The organism is Dyella japonica DSM 16301, from assembly GCF_001010355.1.
In the GTDB taxonomy this organism is placed as follows: domain Bacteria; phylum Pseudomonadota; class Gammaproteobacteria; order Xanthomonadales; family Rhodanobacteraceae; genus Dyella; species Dyella japonica.
On record NZ_JPLA01000001.1, the window covers coordinates 1 to 20,014 of the forward strand.

14 protein-coding genes are annotated in these 20,014 nt (G+C 65.1%); 7 read left to right on the forward strand and 7 right to left on the reverse strand.

The genetic code is table 11. From position 1 onward, the window contains the following. The 3 genes from Y882_RS00005 to Y882_RS00015 form a co-directional block, all read left to right on the forward strand. On the forward strand, positions 1-2,751 hold a 2,751-nt coding region (locus tag Y882_RS00005), incomplete at its 5' end, for a YadA family autotransporter adhesin (RefSeq protein WP_046969817.1). Between the two features lie 113 nt (positions 2,752-2,864). Then, positions 2,865-4,811 carry a S8 family peptidase gene (locus Y882_RS00010; RefSeq protein WP_046969818.1) on the forward strand — a complete coding sequence of 649 codons (1,947 nt, stop codon included), beginning with the start codon at positions 2,865-2,867 and terminating at the stop codon, positions 4,809-4,811. A gap of 98 nt (positions 4,812-4,909) precedes the next feature. Continuing rightward, positions 4,910-5,650 (forward strand): response regulator transcription factor, encoded by a 741-nt coding sequence (locus Y882_RS00015; protein ID WP_046969819.1) that lies wholly within the window; start codon positions 4,910-4,912, stop codon positions 5,648-5,650. 69 nt (positions 5,651-5,719) lie between these two features. Here Y882_RS00015 and Y882_RS00020 read toward each other — a convergent pair whose 3' ends face one another. Beyond that, positions 5,720-6,295, reverse strand: coding sequence for a CGNR zinc finger domain-containing protein (locus Y882_RS00020; RefSeq protein ID WP_046969820.1), 576 nt, complete (start codon positions 6,293-6,295; stop codon positions 5,720-5,722). Positions 6,296-6,360: 65 nt separating this feature from the next. Here Y882_RS00020 and Y882_RS00025 point away from each other — a divergent pair, with 65 nt between their 5' ends. Both Y882_RS00025 and Y882_RS00030 read left to right on the forward strand, forming a co-directional pair. After that, positions 6,361-7,245, forward strand: a complete 885-nt coding sequence (locus tag Y882_RS00025) for an EamA family transporter (RefSeq protein ID WP_046969821.1) — start codon at positions 6,361-6,363, stop codon at positions 7,243-7,245. 11 nt (positions 7,246-7,256) lie between these two features. Beyond that, complete coding sequence (locus Y882_RS00030; protein ID WP_046969822.1) at positions 7,257-8,228, forward strand: aldo/keto reductase; 972 nt, start codon at positions 7,257-7,259, stop codon at positions 8,226-8,228. A 22-nt stretch (positions 8,229-8,250) separates the two neighbouring features. Here the strand turns inward: Y882_RS00030 and Y882_RS00035 are convergent, their stop codons facing one another. The 4 genes from Y882_RS00035 to Y882_RS00050 all read right to left on the reverse strand — a co-directional run bounded on the left by Y882_RS00035 (position 8,251) and on the right by Y882_RS00050 (position 15,684). After that, the gene (locus Y882_RS00035) at positions 8,251-10,665 is read right to left on the reverse strand and encodes a GH92 family glycosyl hydrolase (RefSeq protein ID WP_046969823.1); all 2,415 of its coding nucleotides are present in this window, start codon (positions 10,663-10,665) and stop codon (positions 8,251-8,253) included. Between the two features lie 60 nt (positions 10,666-10,725). Further along, a complete protein-coding gene (locus Y882_RS00040) occupies positions 10,726-12,165 on the reverse strand; it encodes a glycoside hydrolase family 125 protein (protein WP_046969824.1) in 1,440 nt (479 codons plus the stop codon). Next, positions 12,162-14,804: a beta-mannosidase gene (locus Y882_RS00045; RefSeq protein ID WP_082120853.1), complete on the reverse strand. Its 2,643-nt coding sequence runs from the start codon at positions 14,802-14,804 to the stop codon at positions 12,162-12,164. Before Y882_RS00045 ends, Y882_RS00040 begins: the two co-directional genes overlap by 4 nt. Before the next feature lie 100 nt (positions 14,805-14,904). Continuing rightward, on the reverse strand, positions 14,905-15,684 hold the full coding sequence (locus Y882_RS00050) for an IclR family transcriptional regulator (RefSeq protein ID WP_046969825.1): 780 nt from the start codon (positions 15,682-15,684) through the stop codon (positions 14,905-14,907). A 181-nt stretch (positions 15,685-15,865) separates the two neighbouring features. On the opposite strand from Y882_RS00050, the gene fucP reads away from it, so the two are divergent. Together fucP and Y882_RS00060 are read left to right on the forward strand one after the other, a co-directional pair. Further along, positions 15,866-17,167, forward strand: a complete 1,302-nt coding sequence (gene fucP / locus Y882_RS00055) for an L-fucose:H+ symporter permease (RefSeq protein ID WP_046969826.1) — start codon at positions 15,866-15,868, stop codon at positions 17,165-17,167. After that, entirely contained in the window at positions 17,164-17,514 is a 351-nt protein-coding gene (locus tag Y882_RS00060) for an L-rhamnose mutarotase (protein WP_046969827.1), read from the forward strand. Before fucP ends, Y882_RS00060 begins: the two co-directional genes overlap by 4 nt. Here the strand turns inward: Y882_RS00060 and Y882_RS00065 are convergent, their stop codons facing one another. Both Y882_RS00065 and Y882_RS00070 read right to left on the reverse strand, forming a co-directional pair. Next, positions 17,515-18,660 carry an alpha-hydroxy acid oxidase gene (locus Y882_RS00065; protein ID WP_046969828.1) on the reverse strand — a complete coding sequence of 382 codons (1,146 nt, stop codon included), beginning with the start codon at positions 18,658-18,660 and terminating at the stop codon, positions 17,515-17,517. 3 nt (positions 18,661-18,663) lie between these two features. Continuing rightward, positions 18,664-19,983 (reverse strand): enolase C-terminal domain-like protein, encoded by a 1,320-nt coding sequence (locus tag Y882_RS00070; protein ID WP_046969829.1) that lies wholly within the window; start codon positions 19,981-19,983, stop codon positions 18,664-18,666. Positions 19,984-20,014 lie beyond the last annotated feature (31 nt).

The window sequence follows — 20,014 nt, forward strand, 5'->3', positions numbered from 1 at the left end:
GCGCAGAACTCGCTCGATGCGATTGCCATCGGCACCCATGCAGTCGGTTACGGTCAGGGCTCGGTAGCACTGGGTACCGGTACGTATTCGATTGGCCAGGGTTCGACCGCCATCGGCGGCTGGATCGACACCAATGGCGACGGCAAGCTGCCGGGTCACGGCAGTGGCAACGAGGAAACCTGGGCCTATGGCAAGGGCTCCAATGCCTATGGTGCCGGCGCCGTGGCGTTTGGCGACTACGCCACATCGATGGGCACGCTCTCGTACGCAGGTGGTTCGCAGGACGCAGGTGATGGTGCGCTGAGCGGTTCGGTGGCGGTGGGCTACAAGTCGTCCGCCAAGGGCGATGGCACGGTGGCGATCGGTCGTGAATCGGTCACGCAATACGACGGTGCGACCGCGATCGGCTATGCCAGTGTCGGTTATGGCCAGGACAGCGTGGCGCTCGGTCACGGTGCCGTGGCGGCATACACCAACGATATGGCACTGGGCAGCAATGCCTGGGCGGGTGGCGGCTTCGGTTCGCGCAACATGGCGATCGGCGTGGGTGCGACCGCCGGCAATCCGGATACGGACGGCACCGATCCGACGCTGGACGTGAGCGATTCCATCGCCATTGGCGCCGGCTCGCTCGCCGACAAGAACCAGGCGCAGGCGATGGGCGTGAATGCGATTGCCGATGGTGTGCAGAGCGTGGCGATCGGCAACAACGCCTATGCCGCGAGTGATTACAGCACGGCGGTGGGTTCGGCGAGCTTTGCGCTTGGCACAGGTGCATCGGCGGTCGGCAGCGGCGCCACGGCGACGGGTCAGTTCAGCTCGGCGGTTGGCTACAACGCATCCGCTGTTGCGGACAACAGTGTGGCGCTGGGTTCCAACGCGATGGCCGACCGCGCCAATACGGTGTCGGTGGGCAGCGTAGGTGCAGAGCGGCAGATCACCAACGTTGCTGCAGGCACCGCCAGCACCGATGCGGTGAATGTCTCGCAGCTCAACCAGAGCATCGGTGCCGCCAACCAATACGTGGCATTCGGTCCGCACGATGGCCCTGGCGGCACGATCAACGGCGACTTCGCGCCGGCGTCCGCCTCGGGCATCGGCGCGGTGGCCGTGGGCATGAACTCCAACGCCAGCGGCGTGTTTGGATCGGCGTACGGCTTGATGGCCCGCGCCAACAATAGTGAGACGGTGTCGTTGGGCGACTTTACCGACGCCGAAGGCTTTGCCTCCTCGGCGATTGGCGGCAGCGCCAAGTCTGTGGGCAACTACTCGACCGCCGTGGGTTCGCACACCTCCACGCCAGGCAGAGACGCCACCGCCGTGGGTGCCGGCGCTACTGGCTTCGCTGACTTTGGCACGGCCATTGGCCAGGCCTCCAGCGTCGCCCTGGCGGCCACCAACGGCACAGCCATCGGCGCCAGCGCAAAGGTGAGGGCCACGGGCATCAACAGTGTTGCCCTGGGATCCAACTCGATTGCGGATCGCGCCAATGCCGTCTCGGTGGGTGCCGTCGGCAGCGAACGCCAGATCACCAACGTCGCGGCCGGCACGTCCGACACCGATGCTGTGAACGTGGCGCAGTTGCGCGACGCAGGTCTGGTCAGCAACACCGGCAGCACGCTGAGCGCAGTGACGTACGACGACACGGATCACTCGAAGATCACCCTCGGTGGTTCCAACGGCACCGTGCTGGGTCATGTCGCCGCGGGCGTGAATGCCGACGAGGCCGTCAATGTCGGGCAGCTCGGCTCGATCGCTTCCGTTATCGGCGGTGGTGTGGCGATGGGTAGCAACGGCATGATCACGGCGCCCAGCTTCATCGTGCAGGGCAATCCGTATTCGAACGTGGGCGATGCCTTGTCCGCACTCGACAAGAGCATGACGGGTGCACTCACCGACATCAGCACAATCAATACGCGTATTGATGGGCTGGCCAGCACACCGGCCGCGACCAGTGGCGGCAGCGTGCCGTCGGGCGACGGCGCCGGCCTGGCCGTCGGCAACGGCAGCCATGCGCAGGACACGCGTGACACCGCGCTTGGCACCAACGCCAAGATCGGTGCCGATGGCAGCGTGGCGATCGGCAACAACGCCACGGTATCGGCGGCAGCCACCAATGCCGTCGCGGTGGGTGCGGACGCCAATGTGACCGCCGCCTCCAGCACGGCAGTGGGCCAGGGCGCGAGCGCCACGGCGGCCAACGCGGTGGCGCTCGGCGCCAATTCGGTGGCCGATCGGGCCAACAGCGTGTCAGTGGGTAGTGCGGGCGCCGAGCGTCAGATCACCAATGTCGCCGCCGGCACATCGGCCACGGATGCGGTGAACAAGAACCAGCTCGACTCCGCGACCGCGCAAGCCATTGCCGCCGCCAAGACCTATGCGGACGCCGGTGACCAGACCACGCTGAGCAGTGCCAACGCGTACACCGACAGCAAGCTCAACAACCTGGTGACGAACGACAGCTTCAACTCGTTCAAGGATCAGGTGAACCAGCAGTTCCATCAGGTCAACACGCGAGTCGACCGCGTGGGCGCCATGGGTTCGGCGATGGCCGGCATGGCAGGTGCCATCGCCGCCGCGCAGAACACACCCAACCGCGTCAGTGCCGCCGCCGGTGGCTATAACGGGCAGGGCGCCCTGGCGGTGGGTTACTCGCACACGTTGCCGTCCAACGGCGCCGTGCTCGTCGGCGGCTCCATCGCAGGAGGCGGTGAATCGTCGGCCTCGGTCGGCGTCAGCTTCGGCTGGTAAGCCGGCTCGTTCCACGCACTTCATCGGCGCCACCCGACTTGCCCTGTCGGGTCGGGCGGGCGCCGATGACTTCCGGACCCATCGTCCACTTCATGCATTACCGGGGAGACACCATGTTCAAGTTCAAACCTTTCCAGACCTGCGCCCTTGCCGCGGCGCTCGCGCTGGCCCTGCCCATTGCCCATGCCGACACCGTGTCGGCCGATGTCGCCGCCAAGATCAACCTGCGTGTTTTGCAGGGACGTTCGCAGCAGACCTTTGATCGTTTCATCGTGACGTATCGCAACGGCACGACGGAAAATCTCAACGCTACGGCCGCCACGCAGAATGTCAGCGCCGCCGCCGCGCGCATGGGCAACGGCAAGGCCGCTTTGGCTGTCAGTCATCTGCGCAAGCTCGGCACGGGTGCGCACGTGATGCATACCTCGCGCAAGCTGAGCGCGACCGAGGCGTCGCAGTTCATGTCGCAGATCGCTGCCGATCCGTCGGTGGCCCATGTCGAGCCCGACGTGATGATGCGCCTCGTGCGCGATATCCCGGCGACCCAGGCCTTGGCCACCCAGACGTCCAAAACGCAGGCGGCGAAGGCGCAGGACCTGCTGTCCGGCGCGCCGAACGACGGCTACTACGCCAGCAATCAGTGGCACTTCCAGCCGCTCAGCAGTACCAACAAGGGTTCGGCGGATGTCGAAAAGGCGTGGACCGTTGCCGACGGCACCGGCGTTATCGTGGCCGTGATCGACACGGGCATCACCGCGCATCCGGATCTTGACGAATCGCTGGCTGATGCCGGCTATGACTTCATTTCCGATGCGCTGGTCTCGGGCCGTGCCGCCGATGGCCGCGCCGCCGGTGGCTGGGACCTGGGCGACTGGACCACGGGCAGCACGTATGCGGGCTGCCTGGATGCGGGCGACCCGGGCGAGGCCAGCAGCTGGCATGGTACGCACGTGTCCGGCACCATCGCCGAGCTGACCAACAACGGCACGGGCATGGCGGGTATCGCCCACGCGGCACGTGTGCTGCCCGTGCGTGCGCTCGGCCACTGCGGCGGCTATACCTCGGATATCTCCGACGCCATCACCTGGGCATCGGGCGGCCACGTGGATGGCGTGCCCGATAACCAGAACGTCGCGCAGGTGATCAGCATGAGCCTGGGTGGCCAGGGCGTCTGTGCCGCCGACGATGCGTTCGGTACGGCGATTGCCGGCGCCCTGTCGCGCGGCACCACCGTGGTGGTGGCGGCGGGCAACAGCAACGAAGACGCCAGCGGTTTCAGCCCTGCCAGCTGCCCGGGTGTGATCTCGGTGGCCTCCAACGGCATCACGGGCAAGCGCGCGTTCTACTCCAACTACGGCACAGGCGTGACCATCTCCGCACCGGGTGGCGGCATCTATGCCAACGATGCATCCAGCGGCACGCAGGCCAATCCGACCGGCTTCGTGTGGTCGAGCATCAATGCCGGCGCAACCGTGCCGACCACCGCCACTTACGGCGGCATGGCCGGCACTTCGCAGGCGACGCCACATGTCTCGGGCACGATCGCGATGATCCTCGCCGCGGAAAAGGATGCGGGCATCGCGGCTTCCACCCCGGCGCAGATCAAGACCATCCTGACGTCGAGCGCCCGTCCGTTCCCGGTGACCGAAGATCATCCGATCGGTGCCGGCATCCTGGACGCTTATGCGGCCGTTGAACTGGCTGTCGCCGGCTCGACCGGCGGTGGCGGCGACGGAAGCGCCACCACGCTCACTGCGAACACCACGCTGACGGGCCAGTCGGGCGCGGCCGGTACCTCGGCCGTCTATTCGATCGTGGTGCCGGCAGGCGCCAAGAACCTCAGCCTGCGCAGCTTCGGCGGCAGCGGTGACGTGACGATGTACGTCAAGGCCGGTGCAGCGCCGGCAACGAACGGCAGCGATGCGGACGTGACCTCGGCGCGTCCGGGCAATACCGAAACCGCCGTGATCGCCAAGCCTGCCACCACCACGTACTACATCCGCATCGTCGGCGTGGCGGCTTATAGCGGCCTGAGCCTGCTGGCTTCGTACTCGATGTAACCCCTGCGGACCATCGGGCGCGACCCGCTGGTCCGTGCATGTTGCGTCCGGCTGACAAGGAGGTCGGCCGCGGCGCTTTTTGAACCACCGTGAAGCGCATGACATCCACGACTTACGACACCCGTTTCGCGCCCGACCGTGCCTGGCGCATCGCCATCCTGGAGGACGACACGCAACTGAGAGAAGGCATCCTGGTTCCCGGCCTGCGCTATTTCGGCTTCGAGGTGACGGGCGTGGCGACAGCAGCGGAGCTCTATCGAGCGATGCTGGCCAAGGACATGGATATGGTAGTGCTCGACGTTGGCCTGCCCGGGGAAGACGGCATCAGCGTGCTGGCCAATCTGCGAGAGTTGTCCAATCTGGGCGTGGTGATGATTACCGCCGACGGCAATGCCAGTGGGCACGTGGCTGCGTTGGCACATGGCGCGGACGCCTTTCTGGCCAAGCCCGTCGACGTGGAAATCCTGGCTGCCACGCTACACAGCCTCGGGCGCCGGATGGCGATCGAGGAGAGGGATCTGCAGGCCGCCGCCCATTCCGGCAAGTGGCAACTGGACACCGAAGACTGGTGCCTGAGCACACCAGCGGGCAAGGCTGTGCCGCTCACCGCGCCGGAGCGATGCATACTGCGCATCCTCATGGCCAGCCGCGATCGCCCTGTATCGCGTGACGAGCTGATCGACGCCTTGCGGCGCGACGTCCACGACTTCGAACCCAAGCGCATCGAAATGATGATCCACCGTCTGCGACGCAAGGCGCAGGCGGCCTCGGGCGTGCAGTTTCCGCTGCTCACGCTGCGAGGGCATGGCTATCTTTTCCAGGAGCTCGTCGACCACTGAGCGCACCGGACAGGACCGCACGGGGCGATCAGGTGATCCGTCGTGCGGTGCCTGCGCATCGCGCAAGCATCAATGTTTAGAACGTTGATAGTACCTGCGCGATTTGTCGCGACTGCCGCAGTCCGCCATGTCACACCATCGACGCTGGCCGTTGCGTGTCTGGTCTTCGAACAGCCAGTCGCAGGAAGGGCAGAAGCGCAGGCGCTCATGCGTGCCGCTGGTCAGCAGTTCCGCCGCATCGAGCAGGATGGGCGACAGCGCCTCGGTCGCGCTGCGTGGCGCGGGCCAATGCCAGGTGAGCGTTTGGGGATCGATCAGGCGTGCCTGGTAGGCGTGGCCGGCCGCTTTGCCGATGGTGGCGATGGCGCTGGCCGTCGCCTGTTCGCCATGTGCCAGTGGCCGAAGTGCCGACGCCAGCATCCGTCGCGTCGCGTGCAAGGCGGACAGGTCGACCTCCTTGCTGCGCGGGAAGGGCAGGCCCACTGCGGCAAACCATCGCTTCGCATTCTCCGCCGACGACAGCCAGTCGTGCTCACGCTCCGTCTCAGGCCAGCTGACCGTATTGATGAAGTCGAGACTGGGGCGGCCACCTACCAGCTTGTAAGTGCCACCGTAGCTGCCGGGATCGAGGTTGAGTGCGTCCATGCATTCATATTACCAGCTATTTCGTTTTGACAGGTGATAATTGGCGGCGTATAAGTCTCACCATCATGAATGCATTGACTGGTAAGACGGATTCCGATGCACTGAGCCTGGCCGATCGCGTGCCTCCCTACGCATTCTTCGTCGGCAGCGCGATCTTTCACTATCTGGGCCCCTCGTTCGCCGTCCTGCTGTTTGCGCGGGTGCCGGTGGCGGGCGTGGCATGGCTGCGCATCGTGTCGGCGGCACTCGTGTTCGCCGTGTGGCGAAAGCCGTGGAAGGCATTCTTCGCCGCAACGCGCGGCGCGCAAGGGACTATGCTCGCGCTGGGCGGCGTTTTTGCCACCATGAACTATTGCTTCTATCGCGCCATCGCCGAACTCCCGCTGGGCACCGTCGCGGCGATCGAGTTCATGGGGCCGGTGGCGTTGGCGTTGATGGGGGCGCGTTCGCTGCGCAATCTTGCAGCGCTGGCGCTGACCGTCGCCGGCGTGTACCTGTTGACCGAGCTGCGTTTTGCAGGCTCGCCGCAGGCATTCCTCTGGGCCTTCGCCAATGCGCTGCTGTTCACCTTGTATATCGTGCTGGCGCACGCGGTCTCCCGTTCCGATCCCGCAACCAGTCCGATCGATCGCTTGGGGGCGTCGATGATCGTGGCGGGCTTGCTGATTTCGCCACTGGGGCTGAGCGAGGCCGCTTCGGCCCTGCTGGATCCGATCGCCTTGGCTGCCGGCTGTGCGGTGGGCATCAGCTCATCGGTGATTCCTTATGTGTTCGATCAACTGGCCATGCGGCGGCTGCCTCGATCGACGTACGCGCTGTTCGTGGCCTTGCTGCCGGCAACGGCTGTGATCATCGGGGTCATCGTGCTACGGCAGGTGCCCTCAGTGGTTGAACTGGCTGCCGTCGCGCTGGTGGTGGCCGGCGTGGCGCTGCATCGGCCTACGGCTTGAGCGGAGGCGCAGTGCAATACGTACAGCTTGGTCGCAGCGGATTGAAGGTGTCACGCCTGTGCCTTGGCGCCATGAGTTACGGCAGCCCGCAGGCGAAGGCATGGATCCTCGGTGAGGAGGAGGGCAGGCCCATCATCCAGCATGCATTGGAGCACGGCATCAATTTCTTCGATACCGCCGACATGTATTCCAGCGGCGAAAGCGAGCGCGTACTGGGTCGCGCCCTGCGGGACTTTGCCCGTCGTGAGGAGGTAGTAGTGGCGACCAAGGCTTACTATCCGACCGGTCCCGGACCGAACGACCGCGGCCTGTCGCGCAAGCACCTTTTCGACGCGATCGATGCCTCGCTGAAGCGCCTGGGCATGGACTACGTCGACCTCTACCAGATTCATCGCTGGGACGATGAGGTGCCGCTGGAGGAGACGCTCGAAGCGCTCAACGATATCGTGAGGTCGGGCAAGGTGCGCTATATCGGGGCGTCCAGCATGTACGCCTGGCAATTCCAGCGCGCGCTGATGACGTCGGAGCGGCATGGATGGGCCCGCTTTGTTTCCATGCAGAATCACTACAACCTCGCCTATCGCGAAGACGAGCGGGAGATGCTGCCACTGTGCCGTTTCGAGGGCGTCGGCGTGATGCCGTGGAGTCCCTTGGCACGCGGCTTCCTGGCGCGCTCGCGCAGCGAGGCGATGACGGTGCGCGCCACGCATGATGCCTTTGGGCAAAGTCTCTACTACAGCGAAGACGACTATTGTGTGGTCGATGCTGTGACAACGTTGGCCTCCGCGCGAGGCAGGCCGCAGGCGCAGGTGGCCCTCGCGTGGCTGCTGCGTCAGCCGGGCGTGACGGCGCCCATCGTGGGCGCCACACGCATGTCGCATCTGGAGCAGGCTATTGAGGCACTCTCATTGACGTTGACCGCGGATGAGTGCGCGCAACTGGAGGCCCCGTACCGCCCGCACAGCGTGCTCGGTCATGAGTAGACGTGGCAGCAAGTGCATTGACTCATGCATCCGCCTGCGCGCCGAAGCTCGGCGGTCGGTCCGCCAGCGCTGCGCCAAACGCCGGGTTGGGCTGGTCGCTCATCTGGAATAGCAAGGTGCCACCGGCAGTCAGCTCGGCATGCGTGATCCAGCTCTTGGTCCACGGCTTGCCGTTCCAGCTCACCGACTGGATATACGGACGGCCCTTGCCATTGCCCTGGGTCTGCACGATCAGTCGCTTGCCGCCAGCCAGCTGGACTTCGGCACGCTCCAGCAGCGGGCTGCCGAAGACGTAGTGCGTGCTCACCGGATCCACGGCGTACAGGCCGAGCGCGCTCATCACATACCAGGCGCTCATCTGGCCGCAATCCTCGTTGCCGGGCAGGCCGTCAGGGTCGGGCAGATACATCGTTTCCAGCAGCATGCGCACGCGCGCCTGGGTCTTGTGGTGGGCACCGGTGTACGCGTAGAGGTAGGGCATGTGGTGGCCCGGCTCATTGCCGAAGGCGAACTGGCCGACCATGCCGGCGATATCCGGCGGTGCGTCCGCCGGCAATTCGGAATCGGTGGTGAAGAGCTGGTCCAGTTTCTGCTCGAAGGCCCTGGCGCCACCGAACATCGCCATGTAGGTGTAGACGTCGTGCTGGTTGAGGAAGGTCGCCTGCCACGCATTGGATTCGGTGAAGTCGCGCCACTTCGCCGAATGCCCGATGGCGCGCGGATCGAACGGCTCCAGCCATTTGCCGTCGCTGCCGCGCGGACGCGCGAAGTTCACGGCCTTGTCGAACACGTTGCGGTAGTTCTGCGAACGCGCCTTGAGCGCAACGGCATCGTCGTGATGGCCGAGCTTCTCCGCGTAGTGCGCCATCACCCAGTCGTCGTACGCATACTCGAGCGTCTTGCTGACGGCTTCGCTTTCGACATCGCTGGGGATATAGCCGCGCTTGCGATACTCGGGCAGGCCGAAGTAGTCGTCCTCCATCGCCCGTTTGCGGAACACCGGCCAGGCGGCCGCATAGTCGATGCCGGTGAAGCCCTTGGCTTGCGCCTCGGCGATGACGACTGCCGAGTGGTAGCCAATCATGCAGACCGTCTCGATGCCCTGCAGCGGCCACACCGGCGGGCCGGCGGGGCTTTCCTGCGCCATGCGCACGAGGCCGTTGACGAGATCGGGCACGCGCTCGGGTTGGTATAGCGTGAACAGCGGATGCTCGGCGCGATAGGTATCCCACAGCGAGTAGGTGCTGTAGTTGTGCTGGCCCTTGGGCAATTGATGCACCTTCATGTCCATGCCGCGATAACGGCCGTCCACGTCGCTGAACAGCGTGGGCGCCAGCATGGTGTGATAAAGCGCGCTGTAGAAGGTGCGCCGGATATCGTCCGACGACGACTCGATGCGGATGCGGCTGAGTTCGCGCTCCCATGAGGCTTCCGCGGTAGCTTGCACGCCATCGAAATCCCAGGCGGGGATCTCGGTCATCAGGTTGCGCAGGGCGCCTTCGATATCGACGCCGGAGATGCCGACCTTGACCAGCAGCGGTGCGTCATCGAGCTTGTCGTAGAACAGCGCGGCCTTGAGGTTGGTGCCCTTGGCCTGCGTGGCGCCATCGGTCAGTGCGGTATCGTCGGCGTACAGCGTGCCGCGCTTGAACGGCCGCGAGACCTTCAGCGCGAAATAGATGTGGCGCCCGTTGGCCCACTGGTGCACGCGCCGCGCACCGACCAGGGTGTCATTGCCCACCAGTTTCAGTTCGGCGTCGGTGACGCTGGCCGGCTTCTTCGGGTCGTCGTGGAAGCCATGGGCGAAGTCCACCAGCAGATGCGCCTCGCCCGCTTGCTGGAAGGTGTAGCGATGGATGCCGGCGCGTTCCGTCGCGGTCAGCTCCGCGAGCACGTGGCTGTCCGTCAGTTGCACGCGGTAATAGCCCGGTCGTGCCTGCTCTCCGGTGTAGTGCGATCGATAGCCCTTGACGTGGGTCTTGTAGCCCTTGCGCTCGCCACCCTGGCCGGCGTGCACGCCGTCATAGCGCGAGTGGTAGTTGACGCCGTCGTAGTCGCGGTCGCCCGGCTGCAACAGCACGGGCCCCATGGCGGGCACCACCAGCACATCGAGCATGTCGGCGGCGCCCGTGCCCGACAGATGGGTATGCGAGAAACCCATGATCGAACCGTCGCCCTGGTGATAGCCCGAGCTGCCGTCCCATTGCGAGTCATTGGTGTCGGGGCTGAGCTGCATCATGCCGAACGGCATCGTGGCGCCGGGATAAGTGTGGCCGTGGCCGCCCGTACCCACGAACACGTCGACATGTTGCGACACGCTTTCAGCGAGCGCCGTCTTCTTGCCCGCGGCGGCCGGGAACGCCGGCAGCGCGTTGGCGCCACTACCAAGAACACCTAGTGCGGCCATGCCTTGCAGAAAACGACGACGGCTAACCATGATCTGACTCCTCAAAGCAAAACGTTGGCCGCGGGGTCGGCCGGATGGATGGTTGGGTGACTACGCCTTGCGCAGCACCTGCGGATGGCGATCGGCGAGCGTCACGATCAGCTCGCCGAACAAGGTGTTGGCCCAGGCAAACCACGAGCGCGTGAATTTGGCGGGATCGTCCTGGTCGAAGGCCTCATGCATGAAGCCGGTGCCGGCATGCGTGGCCTTGAGCCAGGCGACACACTGGGAAATTTCCGCCGCATCGTTGCTGGTGAAGGCGCGCAGCATGATCGACATCGGCCAGATCATGCGCAGCCCTTCGTGCGGACCGCCGATGCCCGACGCGGCACGCCCCTGGAAAAAGTAGGGGTTGCGCGTGCTCCACGCCTGCGAGCGCGTGCGCTGATAACGCGCATCGACCTGCGCGCAGGCGCCGAGATAGGGCAGGGCAAGCAGGCTGGGCACGTTGGCGTCATCCATGAACAGCTGGTTGCCGTAGCCATCGACTTCATACGCCCAGTAGTCGCCTTGCTCGCCATGGATGACGCCGTGCGTTTCGGCGGCGCGCTGGATTTCATCGGCCAGCGCGATGCACTCGCCAGCGGTGCTGTCGTCATGACGTATGGCGCGCAACATTTCGGCCAATTGGCGCAGGCTCGTTGCAGCGAACAGGTTGCCCGGGATGTTGAAGGGGTAGACCGTCGCATCGTCCGAGGGACGGAACATCGCGTGGATCATGCCGACCGGTCGCGTCGGGTTGCCGTAACCCTGCAGGAACTGCGATTCGCTGGGCGTCGGCGAGGTGCGCTGGAAGTGGTACGGTCCCGGGCCATCCTTGCGCTGCTGCTCGCGGAAGGTCCTGAGCACGATGCGCATGGCGGCGTGCCAGTCATCATCGAAGGGCGCCGTGTCGCCGGTGGCCTTCCAGTAGCCGTGCGCCAAGCGGATCGGGTAGCACAGCGAATCGATCTCCCATTTGCGCTCGGCCACGCCGGGACGCATGTCGGTGAGGTCGTGCTGCGCCCACTCCAGGTTCGACTTCGCGCCCGGGTCGGGCATGAAGGCATTGGCATAGGGATCGATGCTGATGCACAGCGCATGGCGATGGATCAGCCCGCGAAACAGCTGCTGCAAGGCCTTGTCCTGACTGGCCAGCTGCACATAGGGCCACACCTGCGCCGAGGAATCGCGCATCCACATGGCGTCGATGTCGCCGGTGACCACGAAGGTATCGGGCTTGCCGCGCAGCGTGCCCACCTGGACGGTGGTGTCGAGCGTGTTCGGGAAACAGTTCTCGAACAGCCACGCCAGTTCGGGATCGCCGATGCGCGCCTTGGTGGTGGCGATCAGCTTTTCAACGGCGGCGCTGGTGAACTTGCGTTGGCTCACCGGCGGACGCTTGCTTGCGAAGACAGTCTTGCTGGCGCCAGCCAGGACACTGTTCGACAGCAGGGCTGCTGCCGGCGCCATCGCCATCCATTTGAGCAGGTCGCGTCGCGTGGTCCTCATGGCTTGGCCTGCGCCTGCACGGCGTCGACCAGCGAGGTCAGCTTGAGCGCTGCCTTCAGTTGCGCCGCGCCCGCCGTACTCGTGATGGTGATGTCGATGTGCTCGCCAGGCAGCAAGTCAAACGCATTGTCGGAAAGCGTGGCGTCGATATTGCCGAAATCCAGCCAGACGCCACGCGCCAGCTGTTTGGCCCGAACGGTGACCACGAGGTCGTTGCCGGCCTGGTGCCAGTCTGCCGTGAGGCCGGGCTGAGCCAGCGCCAAGGTCTTTGCCAGTCCGAAATAGAGCAGGTGGTGGGCAATCACCTCGCCGTTCTCGATCACGTCGAAGGAGGCGACGCTGTGTGCCGGGCTCGCCCCGTGCAGCAGGTCCACATCGCTGAAGTCACCAACCGCAATGCTGCTGAGCGCGGCAGCGTCCACTGGCTTGCTGCTTTCGCTCAGGCGTTTGCCTGCCATGTCGTAGAGACGCGTGCGCAGCACAGCCTTGAACGGCGCCGTGCGATCGGAGACGAGATGGACCGTGGTGTGGCCGTCACGACGAATCGGCACCACATCCACCGGCGCGTAGAAGCGCCTGGCGTGGTACTGCAGCGCCTTCCAGCGACCGAAATAGTCGAGGCTGGACCAGGACGGGCCCGGCCACACATCGTTGAGCTGCCAGTAGAGCGAGCCCATGCTCTGCGGCCGCGCACTGCGCAGATGCTCGGCGGCCAACTCGATGCCCTCGGCCTGCATCAGCTGGCTGAGATAGACGAACGAAGCAAAGTCCCTCGGTTCGCCGTAGTTGCCGCGGATATAGAGCAGCAGGCGGTCGTTGCCATTGCCGTTGGCAAACTTCTGGTGCGCGCGCATCACCGGCGAGTTCGGCGTCATGTCGGCGGGCGTGGCGAAGCTTTCGATGGTGGCCATCACCGGGAACGACTGCAGGCCGTATTCGGACTGGAAGCGCGGCGCGACATCCAGGTAGTGCTCGATCGGCTCGGAGCCCGACCACACTTTCCAGTAGTGGTAGTCGCCATCGTTGAGCACGTTGGCTTCGCCATCGAAATCGGTGCTGGGCGAGCTGGCCCAGTACGGCACGTCGGCATCGTTGGCTTTCACCACCTCGCGCAGCGTGCTGCCGAAGAGTTCGCGCATGCCGTTTTCGATGCGCTGGCGCTCGTCGGTGCTGATGCTCTTCTTGAAATCCTCGCGATCAGGCCAGGACTCCCAGCCCGTCTGCACCTCGTTGTTGCCACACCACAGCACGATGCTGGGATGGTTGCGCAGGCGGCGCACCTGTTCCACCGCCTCGATCCGCGCGTTCTCGCGGAACGCCGGATCGTAAGGCGTGATCGCGCCGCCGAACATGAAGTCCTGCCAGATCATGATGCCCAGCTGGTCGGCCAGGTCGTAGAACGTATCGCTCTGGTAATAGCCGCCGCCCCACATGCGCAACATGTTCATGTTGGCGTCGCGGGTGGATGTCAGCAGCTTGCGCAGCTGCTCGGGCGTGGTGCGCTCGGGAAAGCTGTCGGTGGGGATGAGGTCGGCGCCCTTGGCAAAGATCGGCACGCCGTTGACCACGAAGGCGAAGCCGCGACCCCACTGATCACGGTCGCGGCGCAGCTCGACGCTGCGCAAACCGCTGCTGCGATCGGCGCTGGCGAGTGTGCTGTTGCCACGCTGCACGTCGACATGGAAGCGATAGAGATTCTGCTTGCCGTAGCCCAAGGGCCACCAGCGTTCGGGATGGTCGATGGCAAACGGCAGGCGCACAGTGTTGTCGCCTGCCGTGAGCGTGACATCCTGCGCCGTCTCGCCGTGGCTGCCATCCGGCGCCGTCCAGCTCAGTGCGATGTGCGCAGGACCAGGCTTGCCTGCCTGCAACGAGACTTCTGCCGCAAGGTCCGCCTTGTCCGCGTCTACGTGCGGCTGGGCGATGTGGAAATCCTCCAGGCGCGCATCGGTCCAGCTTTCCAGACGCACCGGCTGCCAGATGCCGAGCGTGACGAAACGCGGACCCCAATCCCAGCCGTACTGGTAGTTGGCCTTGCGCACATAGTTGGAGGTCTGCTTGCCCTTGGGCTCATCGCCAAAGGCCGAGTCGAATTCGCCAGGCAAGGCGTAAGGCTGCTTGAGCAACCAGGGCTGCAGCTTGGCGATAGGCGAATGCAGCTTGACCACCAGCGTATTGCTGCCGGCATGCAGCACGCCCTTCACCGGCACGCGCCAACGACGGAACATATTGCCTGCGCTCAGCAGCGGCTTGTCATTGACCGTGACGTCGGCAAACGTGTCCAAGCCATCGAACACCAGGTCGACGTGATCCTGCTTCAGCGTGGCGCCATCGACGTTGAAGGCGAGGCGATATTCCCAATCGGCCAGGCCGATCCACTGCAGCGTCGCTTCGTTGTCGCGATAGAACGGGTCAGCGATCTTGCCGGCCGTGAGCAGATCGGTCTGCACGCTGCCTGGTACGTGGGCGCTGGCCCACGCCGATGACTCCGGATGCTTGGCCGCCTGCGGCGTGCCCGGCAGCAGGCGAAACTGCCACCCTGCATCGAGCGGCGTCACTTGAGTGGCGTGGAGTTGGCTTGCACCAGCGAACAGGAGGCCGGCCAGCAGGCCGAGGGTAGGGCGGGTCAAAGGGGGCAAGGCAAAGCGCTCCGCATCGTCGTGGTTGGCACGTCGGCCGTCCGAACCGGCCGGCGTTGCAGGAAGGCGAGGCTTCCCGGCAACGGCATGGGGTGAGGGGTCAGTTGTCCAGCGAGGCCGTGGAACGATGATCCAGTTCGCCGGACACTTCGTTTGCCGCCTCGATCAGCAGCTTGGTGGTGGTCGCCATGGTCATCGAAGAGCCGCGCCGCTCGATGAAGGGGATGGTGATCGCGCAGATGGCCCGATCATGCTGCATCACCGGTGCGGAAATATCGGTCACGCCATCGACTACCTGGCTGGCGATGGTGGCAACACCGGCGGTGCGGATCTCGCGGATCGCTTTTTCGATCGGCGGACGTCGCAGCTGCGGTTCGTGCTCGATCATCATGCCGAACCAGCGCTCGCGCGTGGCGTCGTCCTGCCAGGCCAGCAGCACGTGGCCCGACGCGGAGTGGGAGATCGGGCGGCGATGACCCACGCGCACCACCAGGCCGATTTCACCCGGCGGATCGACGCGCGCGATGACAACGATCTGCTCCTGCGACGGGACCACCAGATGGCACGACTGGTCGATGTCATCCGAGAGTCGATGCATGATCGGCAGGGCGGTCTCCACCAGGCTCTTCACCGGCGGTTGTTCCATCCCTAAGCGGAACAGTCGCGGCGTGAGCGAGTAGCGGCCTTCGCCATCGGGGCGGCTGATGTAGTCGCGCTCTTCCAGCACCTGGAGCATGCGGAAGATCTCGCCGCGCGAACGGCCGACGCCTTCGGAGATCTCCGCGATGGTCAGCGGTGCGACGGCGCGCGCGAGCAGTTCAAGGATGTCCAATCCCTTGTCGAGGGCGGGCGCGCGATATTTGGGAGACTCTGCTGACATAAGCGTCCATGGTATTGAGTGGCTTGTCATGCAGACCATGGGCAGGTGTTTGAGGAGACCCCGCGCCCCGCCATGCTGCGCCGCAACTTGTGGTACATATAAACTATAAGTTCATATTTGCACAATTGTTGCGCCCTGGGCAGATGGGCGGACACTCGCCAACGGCCGGAGGATGACATCTATGCACCCACAAGCCGCGCCGAACACGGCGGGTGGTCGCTTTCGGGAGAGGGTCCCGCTTTTGCCCCTGGTCTTGATCGTAAGTCTTTTCTTTCTCTGGGGTGTGGCCAACAACCTCAACGATGTGTTGGTGGCGCAGTTCAAGAAGACCTTTACGCTGACAGACTTCCAGGCGGCGCTCGTGCAGGGCGCGTTCTACCTGGGGTACTTCGTCGTCGCGCTGCCCGCCGGTGCCTATATGCGGCGCTACGGCTACAAGTCGGCGGTGGTGCTGGGCCTGTGCCTGTATGGCGCGGGAGCCCTGCTGTTCTGGCCGGCCGCGGCGCTGGCGACGTATGGGATGTTTCTTGCGGCGCTGTTCGTGATCGCCTGCGGGCTGGCCTTTCTTGAAACCTCGGCCAACCCCTATGTCACCTTGCTCGGCCCTGCCTCATCGGCCGCCGCGCGCCTCAATCTGGCGCAGGCGTTCAATCCGCTGGGCTCGATCGCCGGCGTGCTGATCGGCCAGCAATTCATCTTTACCGGTGTGCAGCACACGCCCGCAGAACTCGCCGCGATGACTGCAGATGCGAGGGAGGCCTTCATGAAGAGTGAAGCCGCCGCCGTGCAGATGCCTTATCTGGTCATCGGCCTGGGCGTGATCTTCTGGGCCGTGTTGATCCTCATGACGCGATTTCCGGCAGTGGCCTTGCGCAAGGAGGGCGCCGCGATCGAGCGGGGCGTGCTGAGGCACTTGTTGCGTGACGGCAGGTTCCTGGGTGCCGTGGCTGCGCAGTTCTTCTATGTGGGCGCACAGGTTGCCGTCTTCAGCCATTTGATCCGCTATGCCGAGGCCGCGATGCCGGGCACGGCGGACAAGACGGCAGCGACCTACGTCACTGCCGGCCTGGTCTGCTTCATGGTGGGCCGTTTTGCAGGAGCGGTGCTGATGAAGCGCCTGAAGGCGGCGCGTGTACTGGCGGTATTCGCGCTGGCCAACGTGCTGCTGATGGCCATGGCAGCCCTGGCGCCGGGACGCGGGGGCGTTTATGCCGTGGTGGCGTCGAGCTTCTTCATGTCGGTGATGTATCCGACCATCTTCGCGCTGGGCGTGGAAGGCAGGAGCGACGATGAGCGCAAGTTCGGCGCGGCCCTGCTGGTGATGGCCATTGTTGGCGGCGCAGTGCTGACGGCGACCATGGGCGTGGTGTCGGACCGGATCGGCATCGCGCATGCCATGCTGGTTCCCGCCGTGTGTTTTGTGGCGATTTTCCTGTTCGCGCAACAGCATTGGCAGCGGGCCATGGCGAGCGTGCCGGCATGAGCTGGCAATGCCTGGCGCTGGACCTGCGCGACGATCCGGCGCTGATCGCCGAATACGAGCACTGGCATCGCCGTGAAAATATCTGGCCGGAGATTGTCGCCTCGATTCGCGCATCAGGCATCGAAGACATGCAGATCTTCCGCACCGGCACGCGCCTGGTGATGCTGATGCGGGTGGCGCTTGATTTCGATGCCCAGGCCAAGGCCCTTGCCGATGCGGCCAGCGAGCGTGTGCAGGCGTGGGAAGCGCTTATGTCGACGTTCCAGCAGCCGCTGCCCTGGGCGGGCGCAGGGCAGAAGTGGGTGCCGATGCAGCGGATCTTCGATCTGGCCGAATGCGTCGCCTGATCAGGCGTTGCGCCACAGGATGTCGCGCGAGATGCGCGAAGCGTCGCGCTGGCCGGTCAGCGCCATGGTGACACTCAGCTCGCGCCGGATCAGTTCGATCGCCTGCGCCACGCCTTGTTGCCCGTTGGCCCCCAGTCCGTAGAGAAAGGCCTTGCCGATCAGGCCGGCACGCGCACCCAGCGCCAAGGCCTTGATCAGATCCTGGCCGCTGGTGATGCCGCTATCGAACAGCACTTCGATACGGCCCGCGACAGCATCGACGATGGAGGGCAGCACGTCGATGGTGGCAGGGGCGCCATCCAGCTGCCGACCGCCGTGATTGGAAACCACGATGGCATCGACACCGTGCTCGACGGCCAGGCGCGCATCCTCGGGATCGAGGATGCCCTTGATGATCAGCTTGCCTGGCCACTCCTCGCGGATCCAGGCCAGGTCGTTCCAGTTCAAGGTCGGGTCGAACTGGTTGGCGATCCATTGCGCCAGCGTGGTCAGGCTGTCAGCACCTTGAATGCGTCCATCCAGATTGCCGAACGAGCGGCTCGGCGCCTTCAATACGCTCCACGCCCAGCGCGGCTTGCTGGCGATGTCGAAGATATTGCGCAGCGTCACCTTGGGCGGCACCGAAAGGCCATTCTTGATTTCGCGATGACGCTGGCCCTGCACGGTGAGATCGGCCGTCAGCATCAGGGCGGAGCACTCGGCGGCACGGGCGCGGCGGATCAGCTCGCGGGTGAAGCCGCGGTCGCGCATCACGTAGACCTGGAACCAGAACGGCGTATCGCAGGCGGCGCGCACCTGCTCGATCGAGCAGATGGACACGGTGCTCAGGCAGAACGGAATGCCCGCTTCGGCCGCCGCGCGCGCACCGAGGATCTCGCCGCTGCCATGCTGCAGCCCGGTCAGTCCGGTCGGTGCAATGGCCAGCGGCATGCTGACCGGTGAGCCGAGGATGGTGGTTCCCAGTGAACGGTGGTCCACGTTCTGCATCACGCGCTGACGCAGCTGCAGGCGCTCGAAGGCGCGCCGGTTTTCGCGCAGCGTCACTTCATCGTAGGAGCCGCGGTCGGCGTACTCGAAGAAGGCCCGTGGCACGCGCCGACGCGCGATCTCGCGGAGGTCGGCGATGTTCGTCACGGGCGTCTTCATGGTTTACCCCACCGCCGTCTTGGGCGCGTTCTTCCACACGATGCCGTCAGGGTAGAGATGGTCGCGGATCGAGGCTTCGTGCATGCGCGCGGAGAAACCCGGTGCCGTCGGCGCGAGGTAGCGCCCGGCCGCGATCGTCACCGGTTCCACGAAATGCTCGTGCAGATGGTCGACGAATTCGATCGCACGATCCTCCTTCTTGCCGGTGATGGCCACAAAGTCGGCCATGGCCAGGTGCTGCACCAGTTCGCACAATCCCACGCCGCCGGCATGAGGAAACACGCGCACGCCGAAATGAGCCGCCAACAACAGGATGGCGAGATTCTCGTTCACGCCGCCCACGCGCGCCGCATCGATCTGGATCAGGTCGACCGCCTGGGCCTGCAGCAGCTGCTTGAACAATACGCGATTCTGGCCGTGCTCGCCGGTGGAGATGGGGATGGGCGAGACGCCGCGACGGATCGCTGCATGGCCGAGCACGTCGTCGGGGTTGGTCGGCTCCTCGACCCAGGCCAGGCCGATGTCCTTCAGCGGCTTGAGCCACTCGATGGCCGTCTGGACGTCCCAGCGCTGGTTGGCGTCCACGGCGATGGCAATGTCCGGGCCCACCGCTTCGCGCGCCAGACGGCAGCGTCGCAGATCGTCCTCCATGCGCAGCCCGACCTTGAGCTTGATGGTGCGAAAGCCATCCGTCACGGCTTTCCTGGCGAGACGTTGCATCTTCTCGTCGGTATAGCCGAGCCAGCCGGGCGAGGTGGTGTAGGCAGGGTAGCCCTCGGTCTCCAACTGCGCGATGCGGGCCTGCTTGTGCGGCTCGGCCGCGCGCAGCATGGCCAGCGCCTGGTCAGGCGTCAGCGCATCCGTGAGGTAACGGAAATCGATTTGTGCGACCAGTTGCTCAGGCGTCATGTCGGCAATGAAGCGCCAGACCGGCTTGCGCGCCCTGCGCGCGGCCAGGTCCCATGCGGCATTGATTACCGCACCGATCGCCATATGCATCACGCCCTTCTCGGGGCCCAGCCAGCGCAGCTGGGAATCGCCAGTGAGCTGGCGTGCGAATGCGCCGAGATCATTGACGATGTCCTCGACTGCGCGGCCGACCACCATGGGCCGGAGCGCCGCCAGTGCGGTGGTCTGGATGTCGTTGCCGCGCCCGATGGTGAACACCAGCCCGTAACCGGCCAGGTCATCGGGGGCATCGGTCTTGAGCACGACGTAGGCGGCGGAGTAGTCGGGATCCGGATTCATGGCATCCGAGCCGTCGTGCGCCAGCGACGTCGGAAAACGCACGTCGAACGTTTCCAGGGCGGTAATTTTCACCATCGTGCCCGGCCTCCGGCGCCGGTGACTTGGT

What these genes read in the sequence shown, in the direction of transcription:
- Y882_RS00020 (WP_046969820.1), bottom strand. Translation starts at nt 6,295, where the DNA reads ATGGACGCACTCAACCTCGATCCCGGCAGCTACGGTGGCACTTACAAG.
- Y882_RS00035 (WP_046969823.1), bottom strand. Translation starts at nt 10,665, where the DNA reads ATGGTTAGCCGTCGTCGTTTTCTGCAAGGCATGGCCGCACTAGGTGTT.
- Y882_RS00060 (WP_046969827.1), top strand. Translation starts at nt 17,164, where the DNA reads ATGAGCTGGCAATGCCTGGCGCTGGACCTGCGCGACGATCCGGCGCTG.
- Y882_RS00040 (WP_046969824.1), bottom strand. Translation starts at nt 12,165, where the DNA reads ATGAGGACCACGCGACGCGACCTGCTCAAATGGATGGCGATGGCGCCG.
- Y882_RS00015 (WP_046969819.1), top strand. Translation starts at nt 4,910, where the DNA reads ATGACATCCACGACTTACGACACCCGTTTCGCGCCCGACCGTGCCTGG.
- Y882_RS00065 (WP_046969828.1), bottom strand. Translation starts at nt 18,660, where the DNA reads ATGAAGACGCCCGTGACGAACATCGCCGACCTCCGCGAGATCGCGCGT.
- Y882_RS00010 (WP_046969818.1), top strand. Translation starts at nt 2,865, where the DNA reads ATGTTCAAGTTCAAACCTTTCCAGACCTGCGCCCTTGCCGCGGCGCTC.
- Y882_RS00070 (WP_046969829.1), bottom strand. Translation starts at nt 19,983, where the DNA reads ATGGTGAAAATTACCGCCCTGGAAACGTTCGACGTGCGTTTTCCGACG.
- Y882_RS00050 (WP_046969825.1), bottom strand. Translation starts at nt 15,684, where the DNA reads ATGTCAGCAGAGTCTCCCAAATATCGCGCGCCCGCCCTCGACAAGGGA.
- Y882_RS00025 (WP_046969821.1), top strand. Translation starts at nt 6,361, where the DNA reads ATGAATGCATTGACTGGTAAGACGGATTCCGATGCACTGAGCCTGGCC.
- fucP (WP_046969826.1), top strand. Translation starts at nt 15,866, where the DNA reads ATGCACCCACAAGCCGCGCCGAACACGGCGGGTGGTCGCTTTCGGGAG.